Origin of the sequence: Chryseobacterium indologenes (assembly GCF_018362995.1) — a bacterium.
Lineage (GTDB): Bacteria > Bacteroidota > Bacteroidia > Flavobacteriales > Weeksellaceae > Chryseobacterium > Chryseobacterium indologenes_G.
The window spans coordinates 3,005,893-3,028,503 of the sequence record NZ_CP074372.1; the positions used below are offsets into that span (position 1 = coordinate 3,005,893).

The window sequence follows — 22,611 nt, forward strand, 5'->3', positions numbered from 1 at the left end:
AACAACCTTTTTACAAAAAAAGACAGCTAAAAAGCTGTCTTTATATTTTCATCTTATAAATATTATGGAAGAATGTGGTTTTGATAACGGTCTATCGAAAATCGCCCCGCTTTAATATTATTAAAGAGTGAGAAGACGACAAAATTGAAGACAACGAGTGAAATAATAAATGCATAAATCATGTTCTTGGTCCTCGCTGAAACAACATACATGGCATTCGGAATAATTATATATGAGAACCCGATGAACGCTCCTGCAAGCCTCGATGAGAAAATAGGGTTATTTCTAAAGATAAAGTACATACAAATCCCAATCACAGCATAGTTTCTATGGTATTCATAATAAGGGTAAAGCTCTTTCATCTTAGTATCAAAGACAAAAAGGAAGAAGGTCAGAATCGCCATCATCACCTCCGGGATCCCGATGCCACCATTTAATCGCTGTACTGTTTCATCCATATATCCGTTGAAACCTTCTACAAGCGAACTGTTTGATGCCATCCCATCCAGGAAACCGCCAAAACTCCTGTATATTTCAAACGGAGATAGAAATACAGAGCCTATGATCATAATCAGCATCACCGTTTTGTTCAGTGGGACACGAGCCAGCCAATACATAGGCAGGAATAAATAACATACACTGTGTATACCCGATCCTATGAATATAAAAAATAAATAATGCCAGAATTTCCGTTCTTTGATATACCGTATCGCAAAGTAAACGATAAAGGTGCCCAGGTTTTGTCTGATCTGCCCACTTTCTCCGATAAAAAAGTTGGGAATAAACATAAAAAGGGTAAAAGTAAATGGATAAAACGTATTGTCTTCTGTATATTCTACTTTAAAGATCATCGCAAAAATAGCAATGACCAGAGTCAACATATAAAAAGGTGCGTTAAAAAAATTGAGGAGTATTTTATTAATCAGCGTGTAAAGCCATTCTACATCCAGGTTTTCAGATCCTTCCATATGGAGCATCTTCATAAATATACTGTAATAGCTTTTGGTGTCAGAGTAAATATAAATTCCTTTGTAACTTCCGTAGTCAGGACCTACCTCATTTCTAAGCCCGACAATAATAATGAAATACACAGCAAGGAACCAGAACCATTTTTTATCAACCTTCTTTCCATAGACCTCCTGAATACTGAAGAACAGCATATAGAGGATTGCAATAATATAATATGGGTGTAATAAACTCATGCTAAATCTCTGATGTTTTTTTAAACTGATGATATGCTGTGATAATTCCCGTTAGAATTAATGGCAGAAAAAGTCTCACCTCCCAAAACAATCCTACTAAAGTGATCATGATAAGGTAAGGAATTGAAAAGAAAAAATATTTCCCAAAAACAGACCTGTTTTCTTCGTCAATACAAAGCCTGTATATAAAGTAAATCACAATGATGGCAAAGATCAATCCCGCAAGATTGAAAGGACTGGAAAAGTTCCTGTTGATATAAAAACCTTCTACAAACGTTGTTTCATCCTGAACAAGAAAAGCTCTTAATCCCAGATAAGGAACAAGAAAAGCAACAACCAGCGGTATTATTTTCCATATCACCTGATAATTCCCTTTTTTCAATTCGTCAATATTGAAAAATACGGCAGCAAAAAAAGCAATATTCAGACAGGCGGTCTCTCTTACCAAGGTAGAGATCACGATAAGACCAATGAGAGCAAAAAAGAATACATTTTTTCTTGTATCTAAATATTTCAGGGTTAAAAACACACCAGCCAGATAGCAGAAAAGTGCAATGGTATCACAATTTGTCGGTGCATACTGAGTAATTACGATAAAAAAAACAGATAAAAGATGAATAATTCTTCTTACATTAAGATTAAGCAGAAGACCTATAGACTTCAGTTTAAATACAGCATCTAAGATCAGGGAGCATCCAATGAAAAACACACTATTCATCAGGAAAAGTCCATGATAAAAAGGTGTTCCGTTTTTTGTCAGAAAATCTTTGAAGAAAGAAAGAGGACCATTGATCAGGTTATACATCAGATCTGTCATCTGCACACTCAGGTAATTGGGAATTACCCTGTAGGCGTATACCGAGGAAAATAAGAAGTCGGGAGTTGTTTCTGATGTTTTCAGTCTTGTATAGGAAGATTCAAATCCATAATAAGACATGGCAAACAGCAGAAGCGGAAGTACTATTACAAATAGAAATCCGTTTATTTTTTCATCATTTCTTTTCAACATATCTAAAACAGATTCTTATTTTTTTAATAATAATTGTGATTTAAAATACATTTTTCTAAAGGGGAACTTTTGCAAAAGTAGAATATTTTTTCATTCTTCCTAGAATATTTTATTGATTTTCAGTCAAAACTTCTCTCCAACTATTTTGAACTAATGCTTAAAAAATTAAATTTGCAGACTTGATTTACATGCAATGCATCGTTTTTTTATATTTTTATATTATCTGATTTCCAGAAATAAAATCCTATCTGTACTTACAGCCTTAGGAATTGCTGTTTTTTGCCTGTTTTTTGCATCAAAAATCAATTTTGAGGAAGATATCAACCAGATCATTCCTAAAAATGAAAAATCTGATCTTACAGCCAAGGTTCTTAAGCAGCTTAATTTTTCGGATAAGATCATCGTTATTATAGAGAATAAATCCGGTGAAGACAGCTTCCAGCTTTCCGAAACGGCAGATACTTTTTTACAGAAAATAGAGCCTTTACAAAAATATATAGGTTCTGTTCAGGGCAAAGTGAATGATAATGAGATTTCGGAAACATTTGATTTCGTCAGTCAAAACTTACCATTATTCCTTAATGAAAATGATTACAGGGAAATAGACCGCAAACTTCAGAAAGACAGCATTGCCAAGCAGGTAGAGAATAATTACATTTCGCTGGTTTCTCCCACAAGTCTTGTGACAAAAGAATTTATAAAAAAAGACCCCTTGGGACTTACTTTTTTAGGGATTAAAAAATTAAACGCGTTAAATATCAGCAAGGATTTCAAGCTTGAAGACAGCTATATTGTAACCAAAGACGGAAAAAACCTGTTACTTTTTATTGATCCTAAAAATAAAAGCAATGACACGAAAGCCAATGAAGTTTTTGTAGACCAGCTCAATTCAATAAAAGACGGCATTAACAAACAGTTCAAAGGAAAAACAGAAATCAGTTATTTTGGTTCTCCGGTGATTGCCGTAGCCAATGCCAAACAGATCAAAAAAGACATTCAGAATACGGTAGTAATCTCTATGACGGTTCTTTTGATCCTTCTGATCTATTATTTCAGGAATTTTTTTACTCCCATCATTGTCTTTTTACCAACAGTATTCTCTGTACTTCTTGCCTTATTGGTCCTTTATTTTATTAAAGATAAAATTTCAGCAATCTCATTAAGTGTGGGCGCTATTCTGATTGGGATTACGATAGATTATGCCCTCCATATTCTTACTCATTATAAGCACAACAATAATATTGAAGAGCTTTATAAGGAAATCACCCAGCCTATTATATTGAGCAGTGCAACGACAGCCGTTTCATTCCTGTGTCTGGTTTTCGTGCGTTCTGAGGCATTGAAAGACCTGGGACTTTTTGCTGCTATCACCGTTATTCTCTCCTCAGTTTCAGCATTGATTATTGTTCCTCAGCTGTATAAACCAAAAGAAAAAGGAGAACACCTCAACACGAATTTCATCGACAAAATAGGATCTTACCCTTATGAGAAAAACAAGCCTTTGATTATAGGATGCTCTGTCATCATTCTTGCCTGCTTGTTCGGATTCCGACATGTAGGTTTTAATGAAGATATTGGCGACCTTAATTATATTCCAAAAGATCTGAAAATAAGTGAAGCCAAACTGCAAAAGCTTTCTGATATTACTTCAAAATCTATTTACACCATCTCTTATGGAAATTCTGAAGAGCAGGCATTAACCCGAAATTCTGAGTTAAGCAGCTTCCTTGAAAAAGAGAAAAAAGAGGGTAAAATATTAAGTTACAATTCTATCGGAAGCATTGTTCTTTCGGAAAAAGACCAGCAAAAAAAGATTGAGAAATGGAACAGCTTCTGGAATGACTCTAAAAAGAATCAGACTATTTCTGAGCTGATCAGTAACGGGAATAAATTTGGATTCAACGGTTCAGCCTTTGATACCTTCAATGAAGCTTTGCATAAAAACTATACTTCATTAAGCCTGAAAGACTATGAAAAGATAAAGGCTCTTCAGATCTCAGAGTTCATGAGCAGTGAAAATGGTTTTTACACCGTTTCCAATGTGGTAAAAGTGGACGAAAACAAAAGAGATGCTTTTATTAAAGATATTGAAAAGAAACATGATGCTCTTGCGATTGATCGCCAGCAGATGAACGAAAATTTCCTCGGCTTGCTGAAAAGAGATTTCAATACGCTGATCAATTATTCTCTTTTAGCAATTATTCTTACCATAATTGTGTTCTTCAGAAATCTTGAACTCACCATTCTTACCATGTTCCCGATTGTTTTAACGGGAATTGTAACAGCGGGGATACTTTATTTCCTAGGATTAGAGCTCAATATTTTCAGTACTGTAGTATGTACACTGGTCTTTGGAGTGGGGGATGATTTCAGTATCTTCCTGACACAGGCTATGCAAAAAGAGCACACAACAGGAAAAAATGAATTGCCAACCTACAGAACATCCATCATTCTTGCGGTTTTCACCACCATTCTTTCCATTGGCTCACTGATCTTTGCCAAGCATCCTGCGCTGCATTCTTTAGCATTAGTAGCCCTGATCGGAATGTTCTCCGTGATCATCATCACTTCTACCTTATATCCTTTCTGGTTCAGATTATTCATTATCAACCGGGCAAAAAAAGGTTTATCACCCATTACCCTCAGGTTATTTTTAAGGGCCGTGTTTTCGTTTTTATACTACGGATTGGGTGGATTAATATTTTCAGCTTTCGGAAGTTTATTTATTAAAAACGCGAAAGGAAAAACACTAGACATCATCAAACTGATTCTGGCTAAATTTTTAACATCGGTACTTTATATAACACCTTTTGTAAAGAAAAGAGTCATTAAAAACACCGCTGAAGACTTCAGCAAGCCGGCCGTTATTATTGCCAACCATACTTCTTTCTTAGATACTCTGGCGATTGCCATGGCTACTCATAAAATCATCTATCTGGTGAATGACTGGGTATACGATTCTCCTGTTTTCGGAAAACTGGTAAAGGCACTGGGCTTCTATCCGGTTTCCCAGGGAATTGAGAATGGAATGGATAAGCTGAAGGAAAAAATCGCACAGGGATATTCTCTTGTTGTTTTCCCTGAAGCAGAGCGTTCATATACCAATGATGTCAAAAGATTCCATAAGGGTGCATTTTATCTTGCTGAGCAGTTTGAACTGGATATCCTTCCGCTTTACATTCATGGCAATTCTGAAGTATTACCAAAAGGAGATTTTATTATCTATAACGGAAGCATTACTGTAAAAGTAGGCAGCAGAATCAGCAAAGACGATATGAGTTTCGGAAAAAACTATTCTGAAAGAACAAAGAAGATCAACGCTTATTTCAGGGAAGAGTTTGCAAAACTGAGAGAAGAAATCGAGGATGAAAATTATTTTAAAAATAAATTATTCCTGAGCTATCTTTATAAAGACAGTGAAGTAGTAAATGAAGTAAAAGAAGACTTCAACACCAAAAAATCAGTATATTTCGAACTGAATAAGCATATTTCCAATGAAGCCAACATCCTTCACATGGCGGATGACTTCGGACAAAAAGATGCATTATTGACTTTATATCAGGCCAGCCGAAGAATTTTTTCTCTGATAAAAAGTGATGAAAAAAGAGCAATAGCCGCGCACAGCTACCTGGTAAAAAGAAGAAAAATACAGTATATAAAAGACCTTTCGGAGGTGAATAAAAAGATTGATGTTCTTTTGATCTCGCATGATGATTTCAACCTTAATGAGATTCAGGATCTTCCTGACACCATTATTTTTGTCAATACAAAGAATGCTTCGTTTGAAAATGAAAATTATATACTAGAATTTAGTTCTGAATCATTAAAAGTATTTAAAACTAAATAATAAATATGAAAAACATACTTTTGTAAACGCTAAAGAAAACTAATGAAGAAAAATATACTTGTCATATATTATTCACAAACCGGACAACTCGAAGATATTGTGAGGAACATTGCAAAACCTTTTGAAGCTCAGAAGGAAAAATACGATGTAACTTATTATAATATTCAGCTAAAGGAAGATTTTCCTTTTCCCTGGCCAGGAGATGTTTTTTTCAATACCTTTCCAGAGTCTTATTTACAGATTCCAAAAGAAATTCTGCCTCCTTCGGAAGAAATTCTGAACAAAAAGTATGACCTTATTCTTTTCGGGTATCAGGTATGGTATCTCACACCATCCATTCCTATCATTTCATTTTTAAAGAGTGGTTATGCAGAACGTATTCTTAAAGATACACCTGTAGTCACTATTTCCGGAACCAGAAATATGTGGATGCTCTCGCAGGAGAAATTAAAGGTATACTTAAGAGATTTACAAGCTAAACTTGTAGGGAATATTGCACTGGTAGACAGACATGACAATTATACGAGTGTATTAACTATCCTTCGATGGCTTACAACAGGACAGAAAGAAAAATCCGGAATGCTTCCCGCTGCGGGGGTTTCTGATGAAGAAATTACAGGCTCGGTAAAGTATGGCGAGATTATTGAAAGACATTTTAATAATAATGACCTTAATAATTTACAGCCGGATCTTGTGAAAAACGGAGCCATTGAAATCCGTGCGTTTTTAGTACGCGTGGAAAAGGTAGGAAATAAAATTTTCACTGTATGGTCTAATCTGATTATAAAGAAAAAAGAGAAACGCCCATTGCTGATAAAATTCTTTAAGGTATATTTGATGGCAGCGATATGGATTATCTCACCTGTCGTTTTGGTTTTACACCTGCTTACAACCCCTATATTTTGGTTTAAAAGACAAAAACAAAAAAGATATTTACAAGGAATTAATTTAAAATAGAATGTACGACGTATTTATAACAAAAGCATCAAAATACTTACCCAATGAGCCGGTAGCGAATGATGAAATGGAGACTTATCTTGGGCTTATCAATGATGCGCCATCTAAAGCAAAATCACTTATCCTAAGAAATAATAAAATCACAACAAGATACTACGCTTTAGACAAAGAGGGAAATCCTACACACTCTAATGCGCAGCTTACTGCAAAAGCAATTGAAGGACTTTTTGACGAAAATTTCAAAAAGGAAGATATGAAATTATTATCCGTAGGAACTACTTCGCCAGACCAGATCCAGCCTTCTCACGCTTCTATGGTACATGGTGAACTGAACATCGGAAAATCTATTGAGATTAATACTTCCACAGGTCTTTGCAACTCAGGGATGAATGCCCTGAACTATGGATTCCTTTCTGTAAAAGCCGGTGTACAGGAAAATGCAGTATGTGCAGGTTCCGAAAGAATGTCTGCATGGATGACTGCTGATAAATTCAACCATGAGGCTGAAAATTTAAAATTACTGGAAGAAAGACCCATCATTGCTTTCAAAAGAGAATTCCTGAGATGGATGCTTTCTGATGGAGCAGGAGCTTTCCTTTTAGAAAATAAACCGAGAGAAAACAGCACTTCCTTAAAAGTGGAATTCATTGATTTCTATTCTTATGCACATGAAATTGAAGCTTGTATGTATGCCGGATGTGACAAACTGGAAGACGGAAGCCTGAAATCATGGGCGGATTACCCTTCTGATGAATGGCTGAAGCAATCTATCTTTGCCATCAAACAGGATACTAAAATCCTTGATAAATATATTCTTGTAAAAGGAGCGGAAAGTTTAAGATCTTCCTTCGACAAACACAATCTGGATCCGGAAAAAATTGACCACGTATTGGCTCACATTTCTTCAGGATATTTCAAAGACGGACTGAAGGAAGAATTTGCTAAAAAAGGAATGGATTTCCCTGCAGAAAAATGGTTCTATAACCTTTCTGAAGTTGGAAATATCGGAGCAGGATCTATATTTATTGCCCTTGAAGAACTCATGAATTCCGGAACATTGAAAAAGGGAGAAAAAGTACTTCTTTGCGTCCCTGAAAGTGGAAGATTCGCTTATTCTTGTGCTCTATTAACTGTTTGCTAATGGAAAACAGACTTCCGACTTCCGATAAAGATTTTGTAGAAAGCCTTATTCCGCAACGGTTTCCTTTTGTGATGGTGCATGAGTTATCAGAATATTCTGAAAACCATCTTTTATCCGGTTTTGAGATCAAAGAAGATAATCTTTTTATCCAGGATGGTTTTTTTCAGGCTTCGGGACTGATTGAGCATCAGGCACAGAGCGTTGCACTGCATACCGGATATAAATATTATCTGCTGGGAAAAGATGCTCCTACCGGATATATTGGAGCTATTAAATCATTTGAAGCTGAAACACTGCCCAAAACAGGAGATCATCTGATATCTGAAGTAACAATCCTTAATGAAGTAATGGGTGTGACTCTGGTAGATATCGTTACGAAACTGAACGGTGAAGTGATTGCAAAATCTCAAATGAAAACCGCTGTAAAATAAACTGTAAATGGAAATAAAGGAAGAGAATATCATCAATATACACAACTTTTTACCGCATCGCGAACCGATGCTAATGGCAGACTATATCCTGGAACTGACCAAAGAAAAAGTAGTGACTTCCTTTGAAATAAAAGAAGATAATATATTTGTTCACAACAATGAGTTTGCTGAAGCAGGATTAATTGAAAATCTGGCACAAACCTGCTCATCTATCCTTGGACAAAGCTTCTTTGAAAATCCTGAAGCAGATACAAAAGTGATAGGGTTTATTACCAATATCAAGAAGATTGAAGTTTTTGCCCTTCCGAAAGTAAATGATAAAATCATTTCCAGGGCTTCACTTATTTCTCAGTTCGAGAACATCTGTCATATCTTCTGTGAAACATTTCATAATGATGAATTATTGATTAGAGCGGAAATCAACCTGTTTATTCAGGAAGTAACATCTTAAAGATCAATTCAACATAGATATAAAAGCTGTACAGAAACGTGCAGCTTTTTTATTTTTGATCTTATGGCTTGTGAATATTTGTGCAATTCATTGGTACCATTTGTGTTTAAAATATAGGTTTTGGCTAAAGCCAGTTAATCTTTTTCTTTTTGCAAGTGAGCTAAAGCTCACCTCTATTGAATTGACTATAACTGTTTTACAATAAAAAAAATCATTTTTATATATTTTCAGACTAAATCAAACATACCACAATACAGCTGAAAACCAATACAATACAAATCAAAAACATCCTCACAAGAGGAATTATTTCACGTGAAACATTATTAAAATCTGTGAAACTCTGATCATCAGGGAGAAACAGCTTTAAACAAGAAAAAAGCGGAACATTTCTGTCCCGCCTATTATTTTTACTTAAAGGTTTTATTTTTCATAAAACAATAAAGTATAATTAGATTTTATCTGAGGTATTGAATATCCTTAGATAATCACCTCATAATCATTTCCACCGCAAATCTGCTCTGCAGAAGAAGCAATATCAGTATTTACATTCACATTACGGATTTGACCATTGGTTCCATTAGCACATGAAATGTAAGCAGTTAGCCCTCCTTTCACTTCTTTTAACTCATTTTTTGTAAGTAACTTTAAATTTTTCATGAAATTTAATTTGTTGTTGATTATTAGTTTTTGTTGTTTAACACAAACAAATATAGATAAAACAATCAAATAAAAAATACATCCCTGATAATTAACAAAATTTTATAAAAATCTGCAATTTACATAATCAGATTGGATCATCAGTATCCATGGAATAGTTTTGGTATAGCCTCTGTGTCAAAGCAGTAGCTCCCTCAGATTTAATATGATTTACATATAATGTATTTTCACTATTTTAGCCACCTGATTATAAGAATCAGAAAACAGGTGAAGATTTTTTCATCTGGAATCTAAAAAAATTGACATTATTTAGATGAAAAAACAAGACCTGCCTCAAGACGAAAGTAACCTGAAATCCGCCAACATGACTGAAGTTCTGTATGTGACGGACGAGAATGACAACTACACGACAGCGAACAGTACCGGCTGGGATGCCAAGAAAGCTGCTCTGGATGAATCGATGGAACTTATTTATGAAAGAATTGAGGAAGCAAAACAAAATGTTGCCAATCATAAGGTAAGTCCTATTGTTTATTTTATGGAACTGAATAAAATGGATCTGGGTGTCCTTTCTTCTTATGTTGGAATGTGGCAATGGAGGGTAAAGAGACATTTTAAGCCCAAAGTATTTAACACACTAAGCGAAACTGCACTGAAAAAATATGCCGAAGCATTCGGGATTTCAGTGGATGAATTAAAAAACTTCAACGGGAAATAAATGAAATAAGGCGATATACTGCCTGTTCCATTTGACCCATGAAAAGATACAATCAGCAAATGAAATTAAACTTTGAACACCATCAGACTGCGCATTGCGAAAACGGTGTTGCTTCTAATCTACTGCTTAATAAAGGCCTGAAACTAAGTGAACCCATGATCTTCGGGATCGGTTCCGGATTGTTTTTTGTCTATCTTCCTTTTTTAAAGGTGAATTTTGCTCCGGGCTTCAGCTATCGTCCTATGCCGGGTGCCATTTTCAGCAAAGCAGCAAAAAGATTAGGAATTAAAATAAAAAGAGAGAAGTTCTCAAATCCTCAAGACGCCCAAAAAGCTCTTGAGAGAAATTTGGAACAAAATATTCCTACAGGACTTCAGGTAGGCGTTTTTAACCTTACCTATTTCCCTGAAGAATATAAATTCCACTTCAATGCCCACAATCTTGTAGTGTATGGAAAAGAAGACGGGAAATTCCTTATCAGTGACCCTGTGATGGATTATACCACTTCCCTTTCCGAAGCAGAACTGGAAAAAGTAAGATACGCCAAAGGAGCGCTGCCTCCAAAAGGACATATGTACTACCCTGTTTATGTTCCGGAAAATGTAAACCTTGAAGAAGCCATCAAAAAAGGGATCAAAGACACCTGCAAAAACATGCTGGCTCCGGTACCGCTTATCGGGGTAAAAGCCATGAGATGGGTCGCAAAAAGCATCCCGAAATGGGCAGAAAAGAAAGGAACGAAAGTAACCAATCATTATTTGGGACAGCTAATCAGAATGCAGGAAGAAATCGGAACAGGAGGCGGAGGTTTCAGATTTATCTACGGAGCATTTCTTCAGGAAGCATCTGTGATTCTTAAAAATGATGAATTAAAAGAATTATCCAAAGAAATCACTGCTATTGGTGACCTTTGGCGAGACTTTGCCGTAGATATTGCCAGAGTGTACAAAAACAGAAACTCAAAAAGTAATATCTACAATGAACTTTCAAAAACGATGCTTCATATTGCAGATTTGGAAGAAGCTTTCTATAAAAAACTGAGAAAAGCGATCTGATATGGCAGAAAATATGATCGAAATTAAAAACCTATATAAGAAGTACAAAAATTCTGATGAGTTTTCTGTAAATGATATCTCTTTGAATATCAGTAAAAATGAAATTTACGGAATTCTCGGACCCAACGGAGCAGGAAAAACAACTTTGATTTCCATGCTTTCTGGACTGATAAAACCTACTTCAGGACAATTTTCAATCAATGGCTTATCTCCACACAAGGATGGATTTAAAATAAGACAGATTATTGGAATTGTGCCTCAGGAATATGCATTATACCCAACGCTTACAGCCAAAGAAAACCTGATGTTTTTTGGAAGTCTATATGGCTTAAAGCATAACCAGCTTAAGAAGGTCATTGATGAATCTCTGGAAATCATGGGGCTTTCAAAGTTTGCCAACAAACAGGTAGGACAATTTTCAGGTGGAATGAAACGCCGATGCAACCTCATTGCCGGAACGCTTCACAATCCTAAAGTTCTATTCTTAGATGAACCAACCGTAGGAGTTGATGTTCAGTCTAAAAAAGCAATTATTGACTATCTTTTAAATTTAAATAAACAGGGTACCTGCATTATTTATACTTCCCATCACCTTTCGGAAGCAGAAGAATTCTGTACTAAAATTGCCATTATAGACCATGGAAAGATCCATGCAGTAGGAACTCCTGAAGAATTGGTGAACAGAGTAGCAAGTGCTGAAAACCTTGAAGATGTTTTCATTTCATTAACCGGAAAAGAATTAAGAGATGTTGTTGTATAAACTGTGGAGAAGCTTTATTAAAGAAATTCTTCTGTTGAAAAGAGATATCGGAGGGATTGTCATCATCTTTGTGATGCCGCTGCTTTTGATTGTTACCATTACCCTTATTCAGGATTCTACCTTTAAAAACCTTGAAGGATCAAAGATTCCGATTATATTCATTGACAATGACAAGTCTGAAGTTTCAAAGAATATAAAAGCAGAACTGGAAAACAGCAAAACGTTTCAGCTGCTGACCAATTTCAATGAAAAGTCTGCTCAGGATGCTGTTTTTTCCGGAGATTACCAGATGGCGATCGTCATTCCTGATAATTTAACGAAAGATTTAAATTCCAATATTGATTCTAAAGTTCAGACCATTGTAAGTTCATTCGGACTGGAAGGAGATTCGGCAAAAGTAAAAACAGCAGCTCCAAAGGCCAAAGAAATTCATTTGTACTTTGACCCTGCTACTAATGCAGGATTCAAAAACTCAGTAATGAATTCTGTCAACAAAATGGTTTTTGAGATTGAAAATAAAAAGATTTACAAAGCATTCCAGGAGCAACTGGGAACAACAGAAAATCTTGATGAAAATAAAAACCTGATCAGCTTTAAGGAAATCACACCAAAGAAAGGTGCAATGGACGTCATGCCGAATTCTGTTCAGCACAACGTTCCCGCCTGGACTCTTTTTGCGATCTTCTTTATTGTAGTTCCTTTATCCATCAATCTGGTGAAGGAAAAAAGCCAGGGAACAAGTGTAAGAGCAAGAATAAGCCCTACTCCCTATTTTGTTCATATTTTAGGAAAAACATTTACCTATCTTATCATTTGTATCATTCAGTTTTTACTGATGGTTGCAGTAGGAATTTATCTTTTCCCCTATATGGATCTTCCGGCCTTTGATGTATCCGGAAAAATGTTCCAGCTTGTTACTGTAACATTATTTGCGGGATTGGCTGCCATTGGATTTGGAGTATTATTAGGAACCATTGCCGATACACAGGAACAATCTGCTCCATTTGGTGCAACGTCTGTAGTGGTTTTGGCTGCTATCGGCGGAATCTGGGTCCCTGTATTTTTAATGCCGGAATTCATGCAGACTATAGCGAAATTCTCTCCTATGAACTGGGGTCTGAATGCCTATTATGATATTATTTTAAGAAACAGCGGAATTGGAGGAATAGCGAAAGAATTACTGTTCTTACTGTTATTTTATTTTGCTACCGTAGCGATTTCCATTTTTTACGAAAGAAAACTCCAAAATATTTAATTTATTTTATGTCAAATATTACCAGAAGTTTCCTGACGACCAAAAAAAAACAATAAAAATTCCGGAAGAAAACAAAATGCAGTCTAAAGAAAATATACTAACGTGTACTGAAGAAGTAAGAGTACGGTTCAATGAGACAGATCCACTGGGAATTGTCTGGCATGGGCATTATATCGTTTATTTTGAAGACGGAAGAGAAGCTTTTGGTCGTCAGCATGGCTTAACCTATCTTGATATTCAGAATGCAGGATTTGTAACGCCTATTGTAAAAAGTACCTGTGAGCATTTTCTTCCTTTAAAATATGGGGAAACTTTCAGAATTGTAACCACTTATGTAAATTCAATATCTGCCAAACTGATATACAGATATGAAATCTTCAACAAGGAAGATCAATTGGTATGCAGCGGAGAAACCATCCAGGTATTTCTGGACAGTAACGGAAGCCTATGTCTGTACAATCCGGAATTTTTTCAAAACTGGAAAGATAAAATGGGATTATCATGAGGAAAGAAGTCTACATCACAGATTACAATTGTGTAACTCCGCTGGGATTCACAGCAGATGCCAACTGGAAGGCTCTTTTGGAAGGAAAATCCGGAGTTGCTTTACATAAAATCATAGACAATCAGGATGCTTTTTATGCTTCTATGATTGATTCTGAAAAACTGAATGAAGAATTTAATAGATTCTTCGACAATGCTCAGAATAACATGCTCAATTTCACAAGACTTGAAAAAATGCTTCTTTTAAGCTTAAGACCTCTTGTTGAAAAGCATACCCCATCAGATGACACCGCTTTTATCCTTTCAACAACAAAAGGAAATATCAGCCTTTTAAAAAACCAGTCTGAGTTGCCGGAAGGCGTTTATTTGTCAAAATTAGCACAGAAAATAGCAGATTTCTTTGGATTCACAACAAAGCCTATTGTTGTTTCCAATGCCTGTGTTTCAGGAGTAATGGCGATTGCAGTGGCGAAGAATATGATTCAGGCAGGAAAGTATAAAGATGCTTTTGTCATTGCGGGGGATGAACTTTCTGAATTTGTTATTTCAGGATTCAATTCATTTCAGGCTATAGGATCAGGGCCATGCAAGCCTTATGATAAAAACAGAGATGGGATCAATATCGGTGAAGCGGCAGCAGCTGTCTATGTAACCAGCTGTCATTCTGACGAAGGAAGAATCTCACAAAATGAAAAATTCAGATTTAAAGTTCTGGGAGATTCTGCAGTGAATGATGCCAACCACATCTCCGGACCTTCAAGAACCGGTGACGGTTTGTATGCCAGTATCAGAAATGCAATGAAAGAAGCGAATGTTTCTTCAGAACAGATTGATTTTATTTCTGCCCACGGAACGGCAACTTTATATAACGACGAAATGGAAGCCATTGCCTTCAACAGAATGGATCTTCAGAATATTCCTCTCAATAGTATGAAAGGCTATTATGGACATTGTCTGGGTGCATCCGGACTACTTGAAAGCATTATTTCTATGGAAAGTGCTCTTCATAACACACTGCTTCCCTCAAAGAATTTTGAAGAAACAGGAGTAACCCAGCCTTTGAATATCATCAAAGAAAACCAGTCTGCAGCTGTAAGATACATTCTGAAGACGGCTTCAGGTTTTGGTGGCTGCAATGCAGCTGTTGTGCTGGAAAAATGTTAAAATGAACGTCATGAAGAAAACAAGCATCTGCACCATAGAACATTCAAAAATAACCGTTGACGGAAATCTTATTTTTGAAAGCCCAAGCGAAACCTTTCAGGAATTTGCCAAAGAAGCTTATAAAAGTTTAGACCTCAGCTATCCAAAGTTTCATAAAATGGATAATCTGAGCAAGCTGGCTTTTCTTTCCGCTGAAACCATTTTGAAAGATGAAGATCACAGCAGAACCGCCATCGTTTTTGCCAACAGATCTTCCAGCCTGGATACGGATTTCAAATATCAGGAAAGCATCAATGATCAGGATAACTTTTATCCGAGTCCGGCCGTTTTTGTCTACACTCTTCCTAATATCTGTGTAGGTGAAATCAGCATTAAACACAAAATGCAGACAGAAAATGCTTTTTTCGTTTTGGATGAATCTGATGAAAAATTTTTAAACAATTATTCAGAACAAATCCTGCTGTCCGGGAAGGCTGACAAAGTATTGTGCGGCTGGGTGGAATTGTATCAGGAAAATTACAAAGCTTTTGTATATTTGCTAACCTTATAAAAATGTAACAATATAACAGTGTGATGATATAATGATCTTAATGATATACTGAAGCACTGATAAACCAACTTAATTATGGAAAACTTAAAAACAGAATTGAAACACAAAATTATTGAAGTTCTTAATCTTGAAGATGTATCTGTAGAGGAAATCAAAGATACTGATCCATTATTCGGAGGAGGATTGGGACTGGATTCTATTGACGCTTTGGAACTGATCGTTCTTCTTGATAAAGACTACGGAATAAAATTAGCTGATCCTAAAAAAGGAAAGGAAATCTTTCAATCTATTGACACGATGGCAAAATTCATCGAAGACAACAGAACGAAATAAATTAATATAACAATCTAACAGTGTAGCCATGTAGCAATTATTGATCAATTGTTAGATCGCTGCACTGTTACATTATGTAATACCATGAGTCAAAAAATTGCCATAACGGGAATGGGCATCATTTCCTCCATCGGAAACAATGTGGAGGAAAATTTTATTTCATTACAATCCGGAAAACATGGAATTTCAGACATTGAAATGTTTGAAACCCGACATGCCGGAATTATTAAGACAGGTGAAATAAAATTATCCAACAAAGAACTTGTACAACAGCTTCAACTTGATGAAGACAACAATGTGACAAGAACTTCTTTATTGGGGATGGTTGCTGCTAAAGAAGCTGTAGAAAGTGCAGGAATTTCAGATATCAACGGCTACAAAACCGGATTAATCTGTTCCACCAGTGTAGGAGGTATGGATATTACTGAAAAATATTTCTACTCTTACGAAGACTTTCCTGAAGAGCAAAAATATATTGACGCCCACGATGCCGGAAATTCTTCATTGGCAATTGCCGATTATCTGGGATTAAAAGGAATGGTATCTACCATCAGTACAGCCTGCTCATCAGCAGCTAATGCCATTATGATGGGGGCTAAACTGATCAAAAACGGAGTTTTGGACCGTGTTATTGTAGGAGGAACAGATTCTCTTTCAAAGTTTACACTGAATGGATTCAATACCCTGATGATCCTTACAGATTCTTACAATACTCCCTTTGACAACAACAGAAAAGGGCTCAATCTTGGGGAAGCAGCCGCTTTCTTAGTTCTTGAATCTGAAGAAGTAGTCAAAAAAGAAAATAAAAAGGTTCTTGCTTATCTTTCCGGATACGGAAATGCCAATGATGCACACCATCAGACAGCCTCTTCTGAAAACGGACAGGGTGCATTTTTAGCCATGCAGCAAGCATTAAAAATTTCAGGATTAGAAAAAGAAAATATAGATTATATCAATGTTCATGGAACAGCTACTCCTAATAATGATTTATCAGAAGGAATTGCTATGATCAGAATCTTTGGTGAAAACCAGGTTCCCGAATTCAGCTCTACAAAAGCATTTACGGGCCATACGCTGGCAGCGGCGGCAGGAATTGAAGCCGTATTTTCAATATTAGCCATGCAAAACAGTGTTATCTTCCCGAATCTGAATTTCAAAACAAAAATGGAAGAATTTGATCTTACTCCTGTTACCGAACTGAAAGAAAAAAATATCAATCATGTACTATCCAATTCATTTGGGTTTGGAGGAAACTGTTCAACCTTAATTCTTTCAAAATCATGAGTGCAGTATACATCAACAGTGCATCCTGTATCTCAGTTCAGGACACTTTAAACGAAAATATTCTTCAGAACCTTACTCCTGAGAATTCTTCCAATATCATCAAAGCGGTAGAGCCCAATTATAAAGAGTTCATTCCGCCAGCCATGATCAGAAGAATGTCTAAAACGGTAAAAATGAGTTCTGTAGCCTCACATTATGCTTTAAAAGAAGCAGGTATTGAACAGCCGGATGCCATCATCGTAGGAACAGGAATGGGATGCTCGCAGGATTCTGAAAAGTTTTTGAAAAATGTGATTGATAATCATGAAGAGTTCCTTACTCCTACCTTTTTTATTCAGTCTACCCACAATACGGTAGCAGGGCAAATTGCTCTGGGACTACAATGTCATGCTTATAATTTCACCTATGTAAATACCTCCTCGTCACTGGAGTTTTCATTACTGGATGCTCAGCTTCAGATCAATGACGGAGAAGCAGAAAATGTTTTGGTAGGTTCTACAGATGAACAGACTGCCAGAACAATGGAGCTTTACTGTTTAAATAATACGATAAAAAAAGAAGCAGATCTTCCTGCCGATTATTTGCATTCCACTACCAATGGAGTTATTTGGGGTGAAGGTGCCAGCTTCTTTGTTGTAGGAAAAGATAAAACTGAAAGTTCTTACGCAAAACTTAAGAATATTAATATCAGTAACAAAGTTGAGTTAGATGAAGTACAGGACTTTATCCAAAATTTCTTAGCTCAGAATAATCTTTCAACCGGAGATATTGATGCTGTTATTTTAGGATTCAGTGGAGATGCAGATTCTGACGTTTACTACACAAAAGCAATGGATATTTTGCCTGCTTCCTCACAATTGTATTATAAACATCTGAGTGGGGAATTCAATACAGCGAGTGGTTTTTCAACATTTATCGCCTGTCATATCCTTAAGGAACAGCAGATCCCGGAAGTAATGATGATCAATGCAGAAAAAAAGGAAAGTATAAAGAATGTACTTCTTTACAACCATCTGGCGGGTAATGATCACAGTCTGGTATTATTGGAAAAGGCATAATTGTTGAAATTGAAAATTAAACAGTGTATTGTCATTCAGAGCGAAACGAAGTGAAGCGTGGAATCTAAAATTAGTCCAGACTCTACAGAGTGACAACGGTAGACGAGTTCAATATAAATACAGCAACCAGCAATGAAACATTATCCATTCATACTGTTCTATCTTTTTTGTAACGTTTTTATTTATGCGTTTCATGGAAGCTTTTGGGTGTATCTGTTTTGTTTTTTTGCTTTTTCCGCAGTCGTAGTCTGGGGTTCTTTTGATATTGAACTGGGATATTTCGTTAACAGTATCACTCATAAACGCACAAAGATCAAAGAAGTAGCTCTTACTTTTGACGATGGTCCCACTGAATTTACCCCAAAGTTTTTAGATTTACTTAAAGAACATCAGGTAAAAGCCACTTTCTTCTGTATCGGAAAACAGATTGAAAAATACCCTGAAACTTTTCAGAGAATCATTGCAGAAGGTCATACAATCGGAAATCATACGTTATCACACTCCAATTCAACTGGATTTTTATCTACCTCAAAAATGATTGAGGAAATTAAAAAGTGTGATGAAGCCATAAAAAATACGGGAAATATTAGCACTAGCCTGTACAGACCACCTTTCGGAGTAACGAATCCTAATATTGCAAAAGCCATCAAAAGAACGAATAAAATAAGCACAGGATGGAATGTACGGTCTTTAGATACCATCATTGATGATGAAAAGAAAATCTACCGCAGAGTGACCAAAGGCTTGAAGAAAGGCAGTATTATCCTGCTTCATGATACTTCAGAAAAGACCTGTCGCGTGCTGGCCAATTTATTAGTATTTTTGAAGGACAAAAAATATTCAACATTTACTGTTGATACAATTATAAATTCAAATAGAAATGATTAAAAATATTGCTTTCGGAGCATTCTTACTGGTTTCCGGTTTCTTTTTTGCACAAAATACGGCCATGTCAGGAGCTGAAGCCAAAGCATTTGTGTCGAAGGTATCTTCGGAAACTAAAGAAATCAAAACTTTACAGAGTGATTTTACCCAGACCAAAAAAATGGACTTTCTGGATAAAAGCATTGTTACTTATGGGAGAATGTCACTTCAGACTCCCAACATGCTGAGCTGGAAATATACCAAACCTTATCAGTACAGCATTGTTTTTAAAAGCAATAAAATCTACATCAATGATCAGGGAAAGAAGTCATCTGTAGATGCCAAAAGCAAAACATTTGAAAAGATTAACAAACTGATTGTAGGAAGTTCAAACGGAACGATGTTCAATGATCCTGAATTTACGGTAACGTATTTTAAGAACGGAAATTATAATGTCGCGAAGTTTATTCCTAAAACATCACAGCTGTTGAAATATATCAAACAGATTGAGCTGTATTTTCCAAAGAATCAGTCTACGGTTTCTCAGGTTAATATGACGGAAGCTTCCGGAGATACTACAAATATTGTTTTTAAAAATACCAAGATCAATGCGTCAATTCCAGCGTCAGAGTTTTCTTTATAGCCTGATCCTGAGTCTGGCTGTTTCCTGTAAAACGTATAAGCTAACTGATGCTAAACCAGTTTCTACATCTGAAAAGACGGTTGAAAATTTATATTTCTCTTCCGGTGAAGATTATGTCTACAAATGCCAGATGGACATTTATAAAAACCATGTAAGCGGTATTCTGATCATCAAAAAACTGAACGAAACAACGCATCGTGTGGCATTAACATCAGATTTTGGGAATAAACTGATTGATTTTGAAGTTTCTGACAATAATTTCAAACTGAATTATGTACTTCCTGATCTGGATAAAAAAATAGTCATCAATTTCCTGAAAAATGACTTCCAGCAGCTTTTGAAAAGACAGTACCCGGTGAACGAAAGTTTTGAGAATGATAATGCTAAAATCTTTCTTTCCAAAATTGAGAATAAAAGCTATTATTTATTCTTCAACAAGGAAAACGGTTTACTGAAACAGATTATTTATACGAAAAATAATAAGGAAAAAATCGATTTTACTTTTGATGCAAAAAAACCTATCTTCGCGGATAGCTTAAACTTACAGCACAAAGATTTTAAGATCAATATAAAACTATTTCAAATAACCGAAACAGAATAATTTCCAACAGGAAAACTGCACAATAAGTAGTGTCATTTTTCAGACCGGACTGTATTGTACATTTAATCTTAAAAATAAGATCATGCAAACCATTCTTACAGACTTTTATACTTTAACATCTTATGAGAAAGCAGAAGACGGAAAGTTTACTGCTCACATTCATCTTAATAAAGACCACGATATTTTCAAAGGACATTTTCCTGGAAACCCGGTAACTCCCGGCGTTTGCATGATGCAGATCATCAAAGAACTTACTGAGGAATTTACAGGTTCAAAATTGTTCTTAAAAACCGCATCCAATGTAAAATTCATGGCAATCATCAATCCTTTTGAGACTCCTGACTTACAGCTTCAACTGGATATTAACGAAAATGAAGAAGACGTTAAAGTAAAAAATACAACTTCTTTTGGCGAGACTATTGCATTAAAACTGTCTGTAAGCTATAAAAAAATACCATCATGAAACTTATCTTATCATTCATAGCAGCATTTGTTTTTTTCTTTCAGTCTGATCTTGAAACGCTGAGAAACAGTTATGCTAAAGCCAATGAATCCAATACCAATACCGCAAGCTTTATCGAAACTGCAGAAAAACAATCCGGTTCTGATGCCGTAACTGTTGGATACAAAGCTGCAGCAAAGATTATGGAGGCCAAAATTACCAAAAACAACAGAAAGTCTCTTGTAAAAACAGGCGCTACAAGCCTTGAAAGCATTATCAAAAGTAATCCTAACAATGCTGAACTTCGTCTGATAAGAATGAGTGTTCAGGAAAACATCCCGAAAATTGTCGGATACCGCGGAAGCCTGAAAGATGATAAAGCATTCCTTCTGAATAATTACAGCAAACAGAATACAGCATTAAAAAGCTATATCAAAAGGTTTGCAATGCAGTCTAAAACTATTACAGAGGCGGAAAGAGCCACTTTAAAATAAAAGAATGTCCCTTGCTGAAGTACAAAATGCAATTTCTGAAAAGAAGATATGCGTTTTAATACCTACCTACAACAATGAAAAGACCCTGAACAGGGTTATTGACGGTGTTCTCAACTACACCGGAAGTATTATTGTGGTCAATGACGGTTCCACAGATTCTACGCCTGAAATTCTTACTCAATATCCTCAGATTACGATTATCTCATTACCGGAGAACAAAGGAAAAGGGAATGCCCTTAAAACAGGTTTCAGAACGGCAAAGAAGGCAGGATATGATTACGCCATCACCATTGATTCAGACGGACAGCATTATCCGGATGATATTCCTGTATTTGTAGAGGCTCTGCTTCAGGAAAAAGAAGAGGTTCTTCTGATTGGAAACAGAAATATGTCTCAGGATGGTATTCCCAAGAAAAGCAGTTTCGGAAACCGTTTTTCCAATTTCTGGTTTTGGTTTGAAACCGGCATTAAGCTGGAAGATACACAATCCGGTTACAGACTTTATCCTTTACATAAAATTCCAAAGAAATATTTTACGCCTAAGTTTGAATTTGAGATCGAAATCATTGTAAGAACCGCATGGAGACATGTTCCTGTAAAGAATGTGCCGATCAAAGTTTTATATGATCCGGCAGAACGGGTTTCACATTTCAGACCTTTTAAAGATTTTACGAGAATAAGTATTTTGAATACGATTCTGGTAACAATCACCCTATTTTATATTATTCCGAGAAATTTTCTGAATAATTTCAAAAAAAAAAGCTTTAAAAAATTCATACAGGAAGATGTCTTAGAAAGTGACGGAAGTAATCGTACTAAAGCATTTTCTATAGCTTTGGGAGTGTTTATAGGACTTTCGCCTTTCTGGGGATTTCAGACGCTTTTAGTGATCAGTTTATCTGTACTTTTTAAACTCAATAAAGTACTTGCATTTGTAGCCTCCAATGTGAGCCTTCCTCCTTTTATTCCTTTTATTATTGCAGCTTCTCTGTTTCTGGGAGCACCATTTGTAAGTGGTGACAGCGATATTTTAAGCCAGGATTTAAATTTTGAACTGATAAAAAATAATTTGGTTCAATATATCATCGGCAGTTTTATCTTAAGCACTTCACTTTCTGCTCTTGCCGGAGTGGCATCTTTTCTATTTTTGAATAAAGTGAGCCCTGAAAACAATTAAAAAAGCCCGGAACA

24 protein-coding genes are annotated in these 22,611 nt (G+C 35.9%); 21 read left to right on the top strand and 3 right to left on the bottom strand.

Annotation, left to right across the window (positions count from 1 at the left end):
• Window positions 1-62: 62 nt before the first annotated feature.
• Together DYR29_RS13550 and DYR29_RS13555 are read right to left on the bottom strand one after the other, a co-directional pair.
• The gene (locus tag DYR29_RS13550) at window positions 63-1,202 is read right to left on the bottom strand and encodes an EpsG family protein (protein ID WP_249413501.1); all 1,140 of its coding nucleotides are present in this window, start codon (window positions 1,200-1,202) and stop codon (window positions 63-65) included.
• 1 nt (window position 1,203) lies between these two features.
• Entirely contained in the window at window positions 1,204-2,211 is a 1,008-nt protein-coding gene (locus tag DYR29_RS13555) for a hypothetical protein (RefSeq protein ID WP_213277294.1), read from the bottom strand.
• A 193-nt stretch (window positions 2,212-2,404) separates the two neighbouring features.
• Here DYR29_RS13555 and DYR29_RS13560 point away from each other — a divergent pair, with 193 nt between their 5' ends.
• Genes DYR29_RS13560 through DYR29_RS13580 form a run of 5 tightly spaced genes read left to right on the top strand, consistent with a single transcriptional unit; the run spans window position 2,405 to window position 9,038 of the window.
• The gene (locus tag DYR29_RS13560; protein WP_213277295.1) at window positions 2,405-6,058 is read left to right on the top strand and encodes an MMPL family transporter; all 3,654 of its coding nucleotides are present in this window, start codon (window positions 2,405-2,407) and stop codon (window positions 6,056-6,058) included.
• A gap of 42 nt (window positions 6,059-6,100) precedes the next feature.
• The gene (locus DYR29_RS13565) at window positions 6,101-7,015 is read left to right on the top strand and encodes a hypothetical protein (RefSeq protein WP_047424827.1); all 915 of its coding nucleotides are present in this window, start codon (window positions 6,101-6,103) and stop codon (window positions 7,013-7,015) included.
• 1 nt (window position 7,016) lies between these two features.
• Window positions 7,017-8,156 carry a beta-ketoacyl-ACP synthase III gene (locus DYR29_RS13570; RefSeq protein ID WP_047424825.1) on the top strand — a complete coding sequence of 380 codons (1,140 nt, stop codon included), beginning with the start codon at window positions 7,017-7,019 and terminating at the stop codon, window positions 8,154-8,156.
• On the top strand, window positions 8,156-8,587 hold the full coding sequence (locus DYR29_RS13575) for a hypothetical protein (protein ID WP_213277296.1): 432 nt from the start codon (window positions 8,156-8,158) through the stop codon (window positions 8,585-8,587). Before DYR29_RS13570 ends, DYR29_RS13575 begins: the two co-directional genes overlap by 1 nt.
• Window positions 8,588-8,594: 7 nt before the next feature.
• On the top strand, window positions 8,595-9,038 hold the full coding sequence (locus DYR29_RS13580) for an ABC transporter permease (protein ID WP_213277297.1): 444 nt from the start codon (window positions 8,595-8,597) through the stop codon (window positions 9,036-9,038).
• 477 nt (window positions 9,039-9,515) lie between these two features.
• On the opposite strand, the gene DYR29_RS13585 is transcribed toward DYR29_RS13580, so the two are convergent.
• Entirely contained in the window at window positions 9,516-9,695 is a 180-nt protein-coding gene (locus tag DYR29_RS13585; protein ID WP_180564740.1) for a hypothetical protein, read from the bottom strand.
• A 313-nt stretch (window positions 9,696-10,008) separates the two neighbouring features.
• Between DYR29_RS13585 and DYR29_RS13590 the strand changes: the two genes are divergently transcribed.
• The 16 genes from DYR29_RS13590 (at window position 10,009) to DYR29_RS13665 (ending at window position 22,597) form a co-directional block, all read left to right on the top strand.
• The gene (locus DYR29_RS13590) at window positions 10,009-10,413 is read left to right on the top strand and encodes a hypothetical protein (RefSeq protein ID WP_047424819.1); all 405 of its coding nucleotides are present in this window, start codon (window positions 10,009-10,011) and stop codon (window positions 10,411-10,413) included.
• 59 nt (window positions 10,414-10,472) lie between these two features.
• On the top strand, window positions 10,473-11,468 hold the full coding sequence (locus tag DYR29_RS13595; protein WP_213277298.1) for a BtrH N-terminal domain-containing protein: 996 nt from the start codon (window positions 10,473-10,475) through the stop codon (window positions 11,466-11,468).
• A 1-nt stretch (window position 11,469) separates the two neighbouring features.
• Complete coding sequence (locus DYR29_RS13600; protein ID WP_213277299.1) at window positions 11,470-12,228, top strand: ABC transporter ATP-binding protein; 759 nt, start codon at window positions 11,470-11,472, stop codon at window positions 12,226-12,228.
• On the top strand, window positions 12,215-13,483 hold the full coding sequence (locus tag DYR29_RS13605; RefSeq protein ID WP_213277300.1) for an ABC transporter permease: 1,269 nt from the start codon (window positions 12,215-12,217) through the stop codon (window positions 13,481-13,483). Before DYR29_RS13600 ends, DYR29_RS13605 begins: the two co-directional genes overlap by 14 nt.
• Before the next feature lie 76 nt (window positions 13,484-13,559).
• Window positions 13,560-13,988: an acyl-CoA thioesterase gene (locus tag DYR29_RS13610; RefSeq protein ID WP_047424884.1), complete on the top strand. Its 429-nt coding sequence runs from the start codon at window positions 13,560-13,562 to the stop codon at window positions 13,986-13,988.
• Complete coding sequence (locus DYR29_RS13615; RefSeq protein ID WP_213277301.1) at window positions 13,985-15,151, top strand: beta-ketoacyl synthase N-terminal-like domain-containing protein; 1,167 nt, start codon at window positions 13,985-13,987, stop codon at window positions 15,149-15,151. Before DYR29_RS13610 ends, DYR29_RS13615 begins: the two co-directional genes overlap by 4 nt.
• A gap of 10 nt (window positions 15,152-15,161) precedes the next feature.
• Entirely contained in the window at window positions 15,162-15,701 is a 540-nt protein-coding gene (locus DYR29_RS13620; protein ID WP_213277302.1) for a 3-oxoacyl-ACP synthase, read from the top strand.
• A 75-nt stretch (window positions 15,702-15,776) separates the two neighbouring features.
• Window positions 15,777-16,034: a phosphopantetheine-binding protein gene (locus tag DYR29_RS13625; protein WP_034692439.1), complete on the top strand. Its 258-nt coding sequence runs from the start codon at window positions 15,777-15,779 to the stop codon at window positions 16,032-16,034.
• A gap of 84 nt (window positions 16,035-16,118) precedes the next feature.
• Window positions 16,119-17,318 (top strand): beta-ketoacyl-[acyl-carrier-protein] synthase family protein, encoded by a 1,200-nt coding sequence (locus DYR29_RS13630; RefSeq protein WP_213277303.1) that lies wholly within the window; start codon window positions 16,119-16,121, stop codon window positions 17,316-17,318.
• Entirely contained in the window at window positions 17,315-18,376 is a 1,062-nt protein-coding gene (locus DYR29_RS13635; protein WP_213277304.1) for a beta-ketoacyl synthase N-terminal-like domain-containing protein, read from the top strand. Before DYR29_RS13630 ends, DYR29_RS13635 begins: the two co-directional genes overlap by 4 nt.
• 132 nt (window positions 18,377-18,508) lie before the next feature.
• Window positions 18,509-19,264 (top strand): polysaccharide deacetylase family protein, encoded by a 756-nt coding sequence (locus tag DYR29_RS13640; protein WP_213277305.1) that lies wholly within the window; start codon window positions 18,509-18,511, stop codon window positions 19,262-19,264.
• A complete protein-coding gene (locus DYR29_RS13645) occupies window positions 19,257-19,883 on the top strand; it encodes a LolA family protein (protein WP_213277306.1) in 627 nt (208 codons plus the stop codon). Before DYR29_RS13640 ends, DYR29_RS13645 begins: the two co-directional genes overlap by 8 nt.
• Window positions 19,849-20,484 (top strand): hypothetical protein, encoded by a 636-nt coding sequence (locus DYR29_RS13650; RefSeq protein WP_213277307.1) that lies wholly within the window; start codon window positions 19,849-19,851, stop codon window positions 20,482-20,484. The genes DYR29_RS13645 and DYR29_RS13650 overlap by 35 nt, the downstream gene beginning before the upstream one ends.
• An 82-nt stretch (window positions 20,485-20,566) precedes the next feature.
• Window positions 20,567-20,947, top strand: coding sequence for a 3-hydroxyacyl-ACP dehydratase (locus tag DYR29_RS13655; RefSeq protein WP_142718904.1), 381 nt, complete (start codon window positions 20,567-20,569; stop codon window positions 20,945-20,947).
• Complete coding sequence (locus DYR29_RS13660) at window positions 20,944-21,420, top strand: hypothetical protein (protein ID WP_213277308.1); 477 nt, start codon at window positions 20,944-20,946, stop codon at window positions 21,418-21,420. Before DYR29_RS13655 ends, DYR29_RS13660 begins: the two co-directional genes overlap by 4 nt.
• A gap of 4 nt (window positions 21,421-21,424) precedes the next feature.
• Entirely contained in the window at window positions 21,425-22,597 is a 1,173-nt protein-coding gene (locus DYR29_RS13665) for a DUF2062 domain-containing protein (protein WP_213277309.1), read from the top strand.
• Window positions 22,598-22,611 lie beyond the last annotated feature (14 nt).

Excerpts from the sequence above, each read along its gene's own strand:
- DYR29_RS13550 (WP_249413501.1), bottom strand. The coding sequence starts at position 1,202 with ATGAGTTTATTACACCCATATTATATTATTGCAATCCTCTATATGCTG.
- DYR29_RS13555 (WP_213277294.1), bottom strand. The coding sequence starts at position 2,211 with ATGTTGAAAAGAAATGATGAAAAAATAAACGGATTTCTATTTGTAATA.
- DYR29_RS13560 (WP_213277295.1), top strand. The coding sequence starts at position 2,405 with ATGCATCGTTTTTTTATATTTTTATATTATCTGATTTCCAGAAATAAA.
- DYR29_RS13565 (WP_047424827.1), top strand. The coding sequence starts at position 6,101 with ATGAAGAAAAATATACTTGTCATATATTATTCACAAACCGGACAACTC.
- DYR29_RS13570 (WP_047424825.1), top strand. The coding sequence starts at position 7,017 with ATGTACGACGTATTTATAACAAAAGCATCAAAATACTTACCCAATGAG.
- DYR29_RS13575 (WP_213277296.1), top strand. The coding sequence starts at position 8,156 with ATGGAAAACAGACTTCCGACTTCCGATAAAGATTTTGTAGAAAGCCTT.
- DYR29_RS13580 (WP_213277297.1), top strand. The coding sequence starts at position 8,595 with ATGGAAATAAAGGAAGAGAATATCATCAATATACACAACTTTTTACCG.
- DYR29_RS13585 (WP_180564740.1), bottom strand. The coding sequence starts at position 9,695 with ATGAAAAATTTAAAGTTACTTACAAAAAATGAGTTAAAAGAAGTGAAA.
- DYR29_RS13590 (WP_047424819.1), top strand. The coding sequence starts at position 10,009 with ATGAAAAAACAAGACCTGCCTCAAGACGAAAGTAACCTGAAATCCGCC.
- DYR29_RS13595 (WP_213277298.1), top strand. The coding sequence starts at position 10,473 with ATGAAATTAAACTTTGAACACCATCAGACTGCGCATTGCGAAAACGGT.
- DYR29_RS13600 (WP_213277299.1), top strand. The coding sequence starts at position 11,470 with ATGGCAGAAAATATGATCGAAATTAAAAACCTATATAAGAAGTACAAA.
- DYR29_RS13605 (WP_213277300.1), top strand. The coding sequence starts at position 12,215 with ATGTTGTTGTATAAACTGTGGAGAAGCTTTATTAAAGAAATTCTTCTG.
- DYR29_RS13610 (WP_047424884.1), top strand. The coding sequence starts at position 13,560 with ATGCAGTCTAAAGAAAATATACTAACGTGTACTGAAGAAGTAAGAGTA.
- DYR29_RS13615 (WP_213277301.1), top strand. The coding sequence starts at position 13,985 with ATGAGGAAAGAAGTCTACATCACAGATTACAATTGTGTAACTCCGCTG.
- DYR29_RS13620 (WP_213277302.1), top strand. The coding sequence starts at position 15,162 with ATGAAGAAAACAAGCATCTGCACCATAGAACATTCAAAAATAACCGTT.
- DYR29_RS13625 (WP_034692439.1), top strand. The coding sequence starts at position 15,777 with ATGGAAAACTTAAAAACAGAATTGAAACACAAAATTATTGAAGTTCTT.
- DYR29_RS13630 (WP_213277303.1), top strand. The coding sequence starts at position 16,119 with ATGAGTCAAAAAATTGCCATAACGGGAATGGGCATCATTTCCTCCATC.
- DYR29_RS13635 (WP_213277304.1), top strand. The coding sequence starts at position 17,315 with ATGAGTGCAGTATACATCAACAGTGCATCCTGTATCTCAGTTCAGGAC.
- DYR29_RS13640 (WP_213277305.1), top strand. The coding sequence starts at position 18,509 with ATGAAACATTATCCATTCATACTGTTCTATCTTTTTTGTAACGTTTTT.
- DYR29_RS13645 (WP_213277306.1), top strand. The coding sequence starts at position 19,257 with ATGATTAAAAATATTGCTTTCGGAGCATTCTTACTGGTTTCCGGTTTC.
- DYR29_RS13650 (WP_213277307.1), top strand. The coding sequence starts at position 19,849 with ATGCGTCAATTCCAGCGTCAGAGTTTTCTTTATAGCCTGATCCTGAGT.
- DYR29_RS13655 (WP_142718904.1), top strand. The coding sequence starts at position 20,567 with ATGCAAACCATTCTTACAGACTTTTATACTTTAACATCTTATGAGAAA.
- DYR29_RS13660 (WP_213277308.1), top strand. The coding sequence starts at position 20,944 with ATGAAACTTATCTTATCATTCATAGCAGCATTTGTTTTTTTCTTTCAG.
- DYR29_RS13665 (WP_213277309.1), top strand. The coding sequence starts at position 21,425 with ATGTCCCTTGCTGAAGTACAAAATGCAATTTCTGAAAAGAAGATATGC.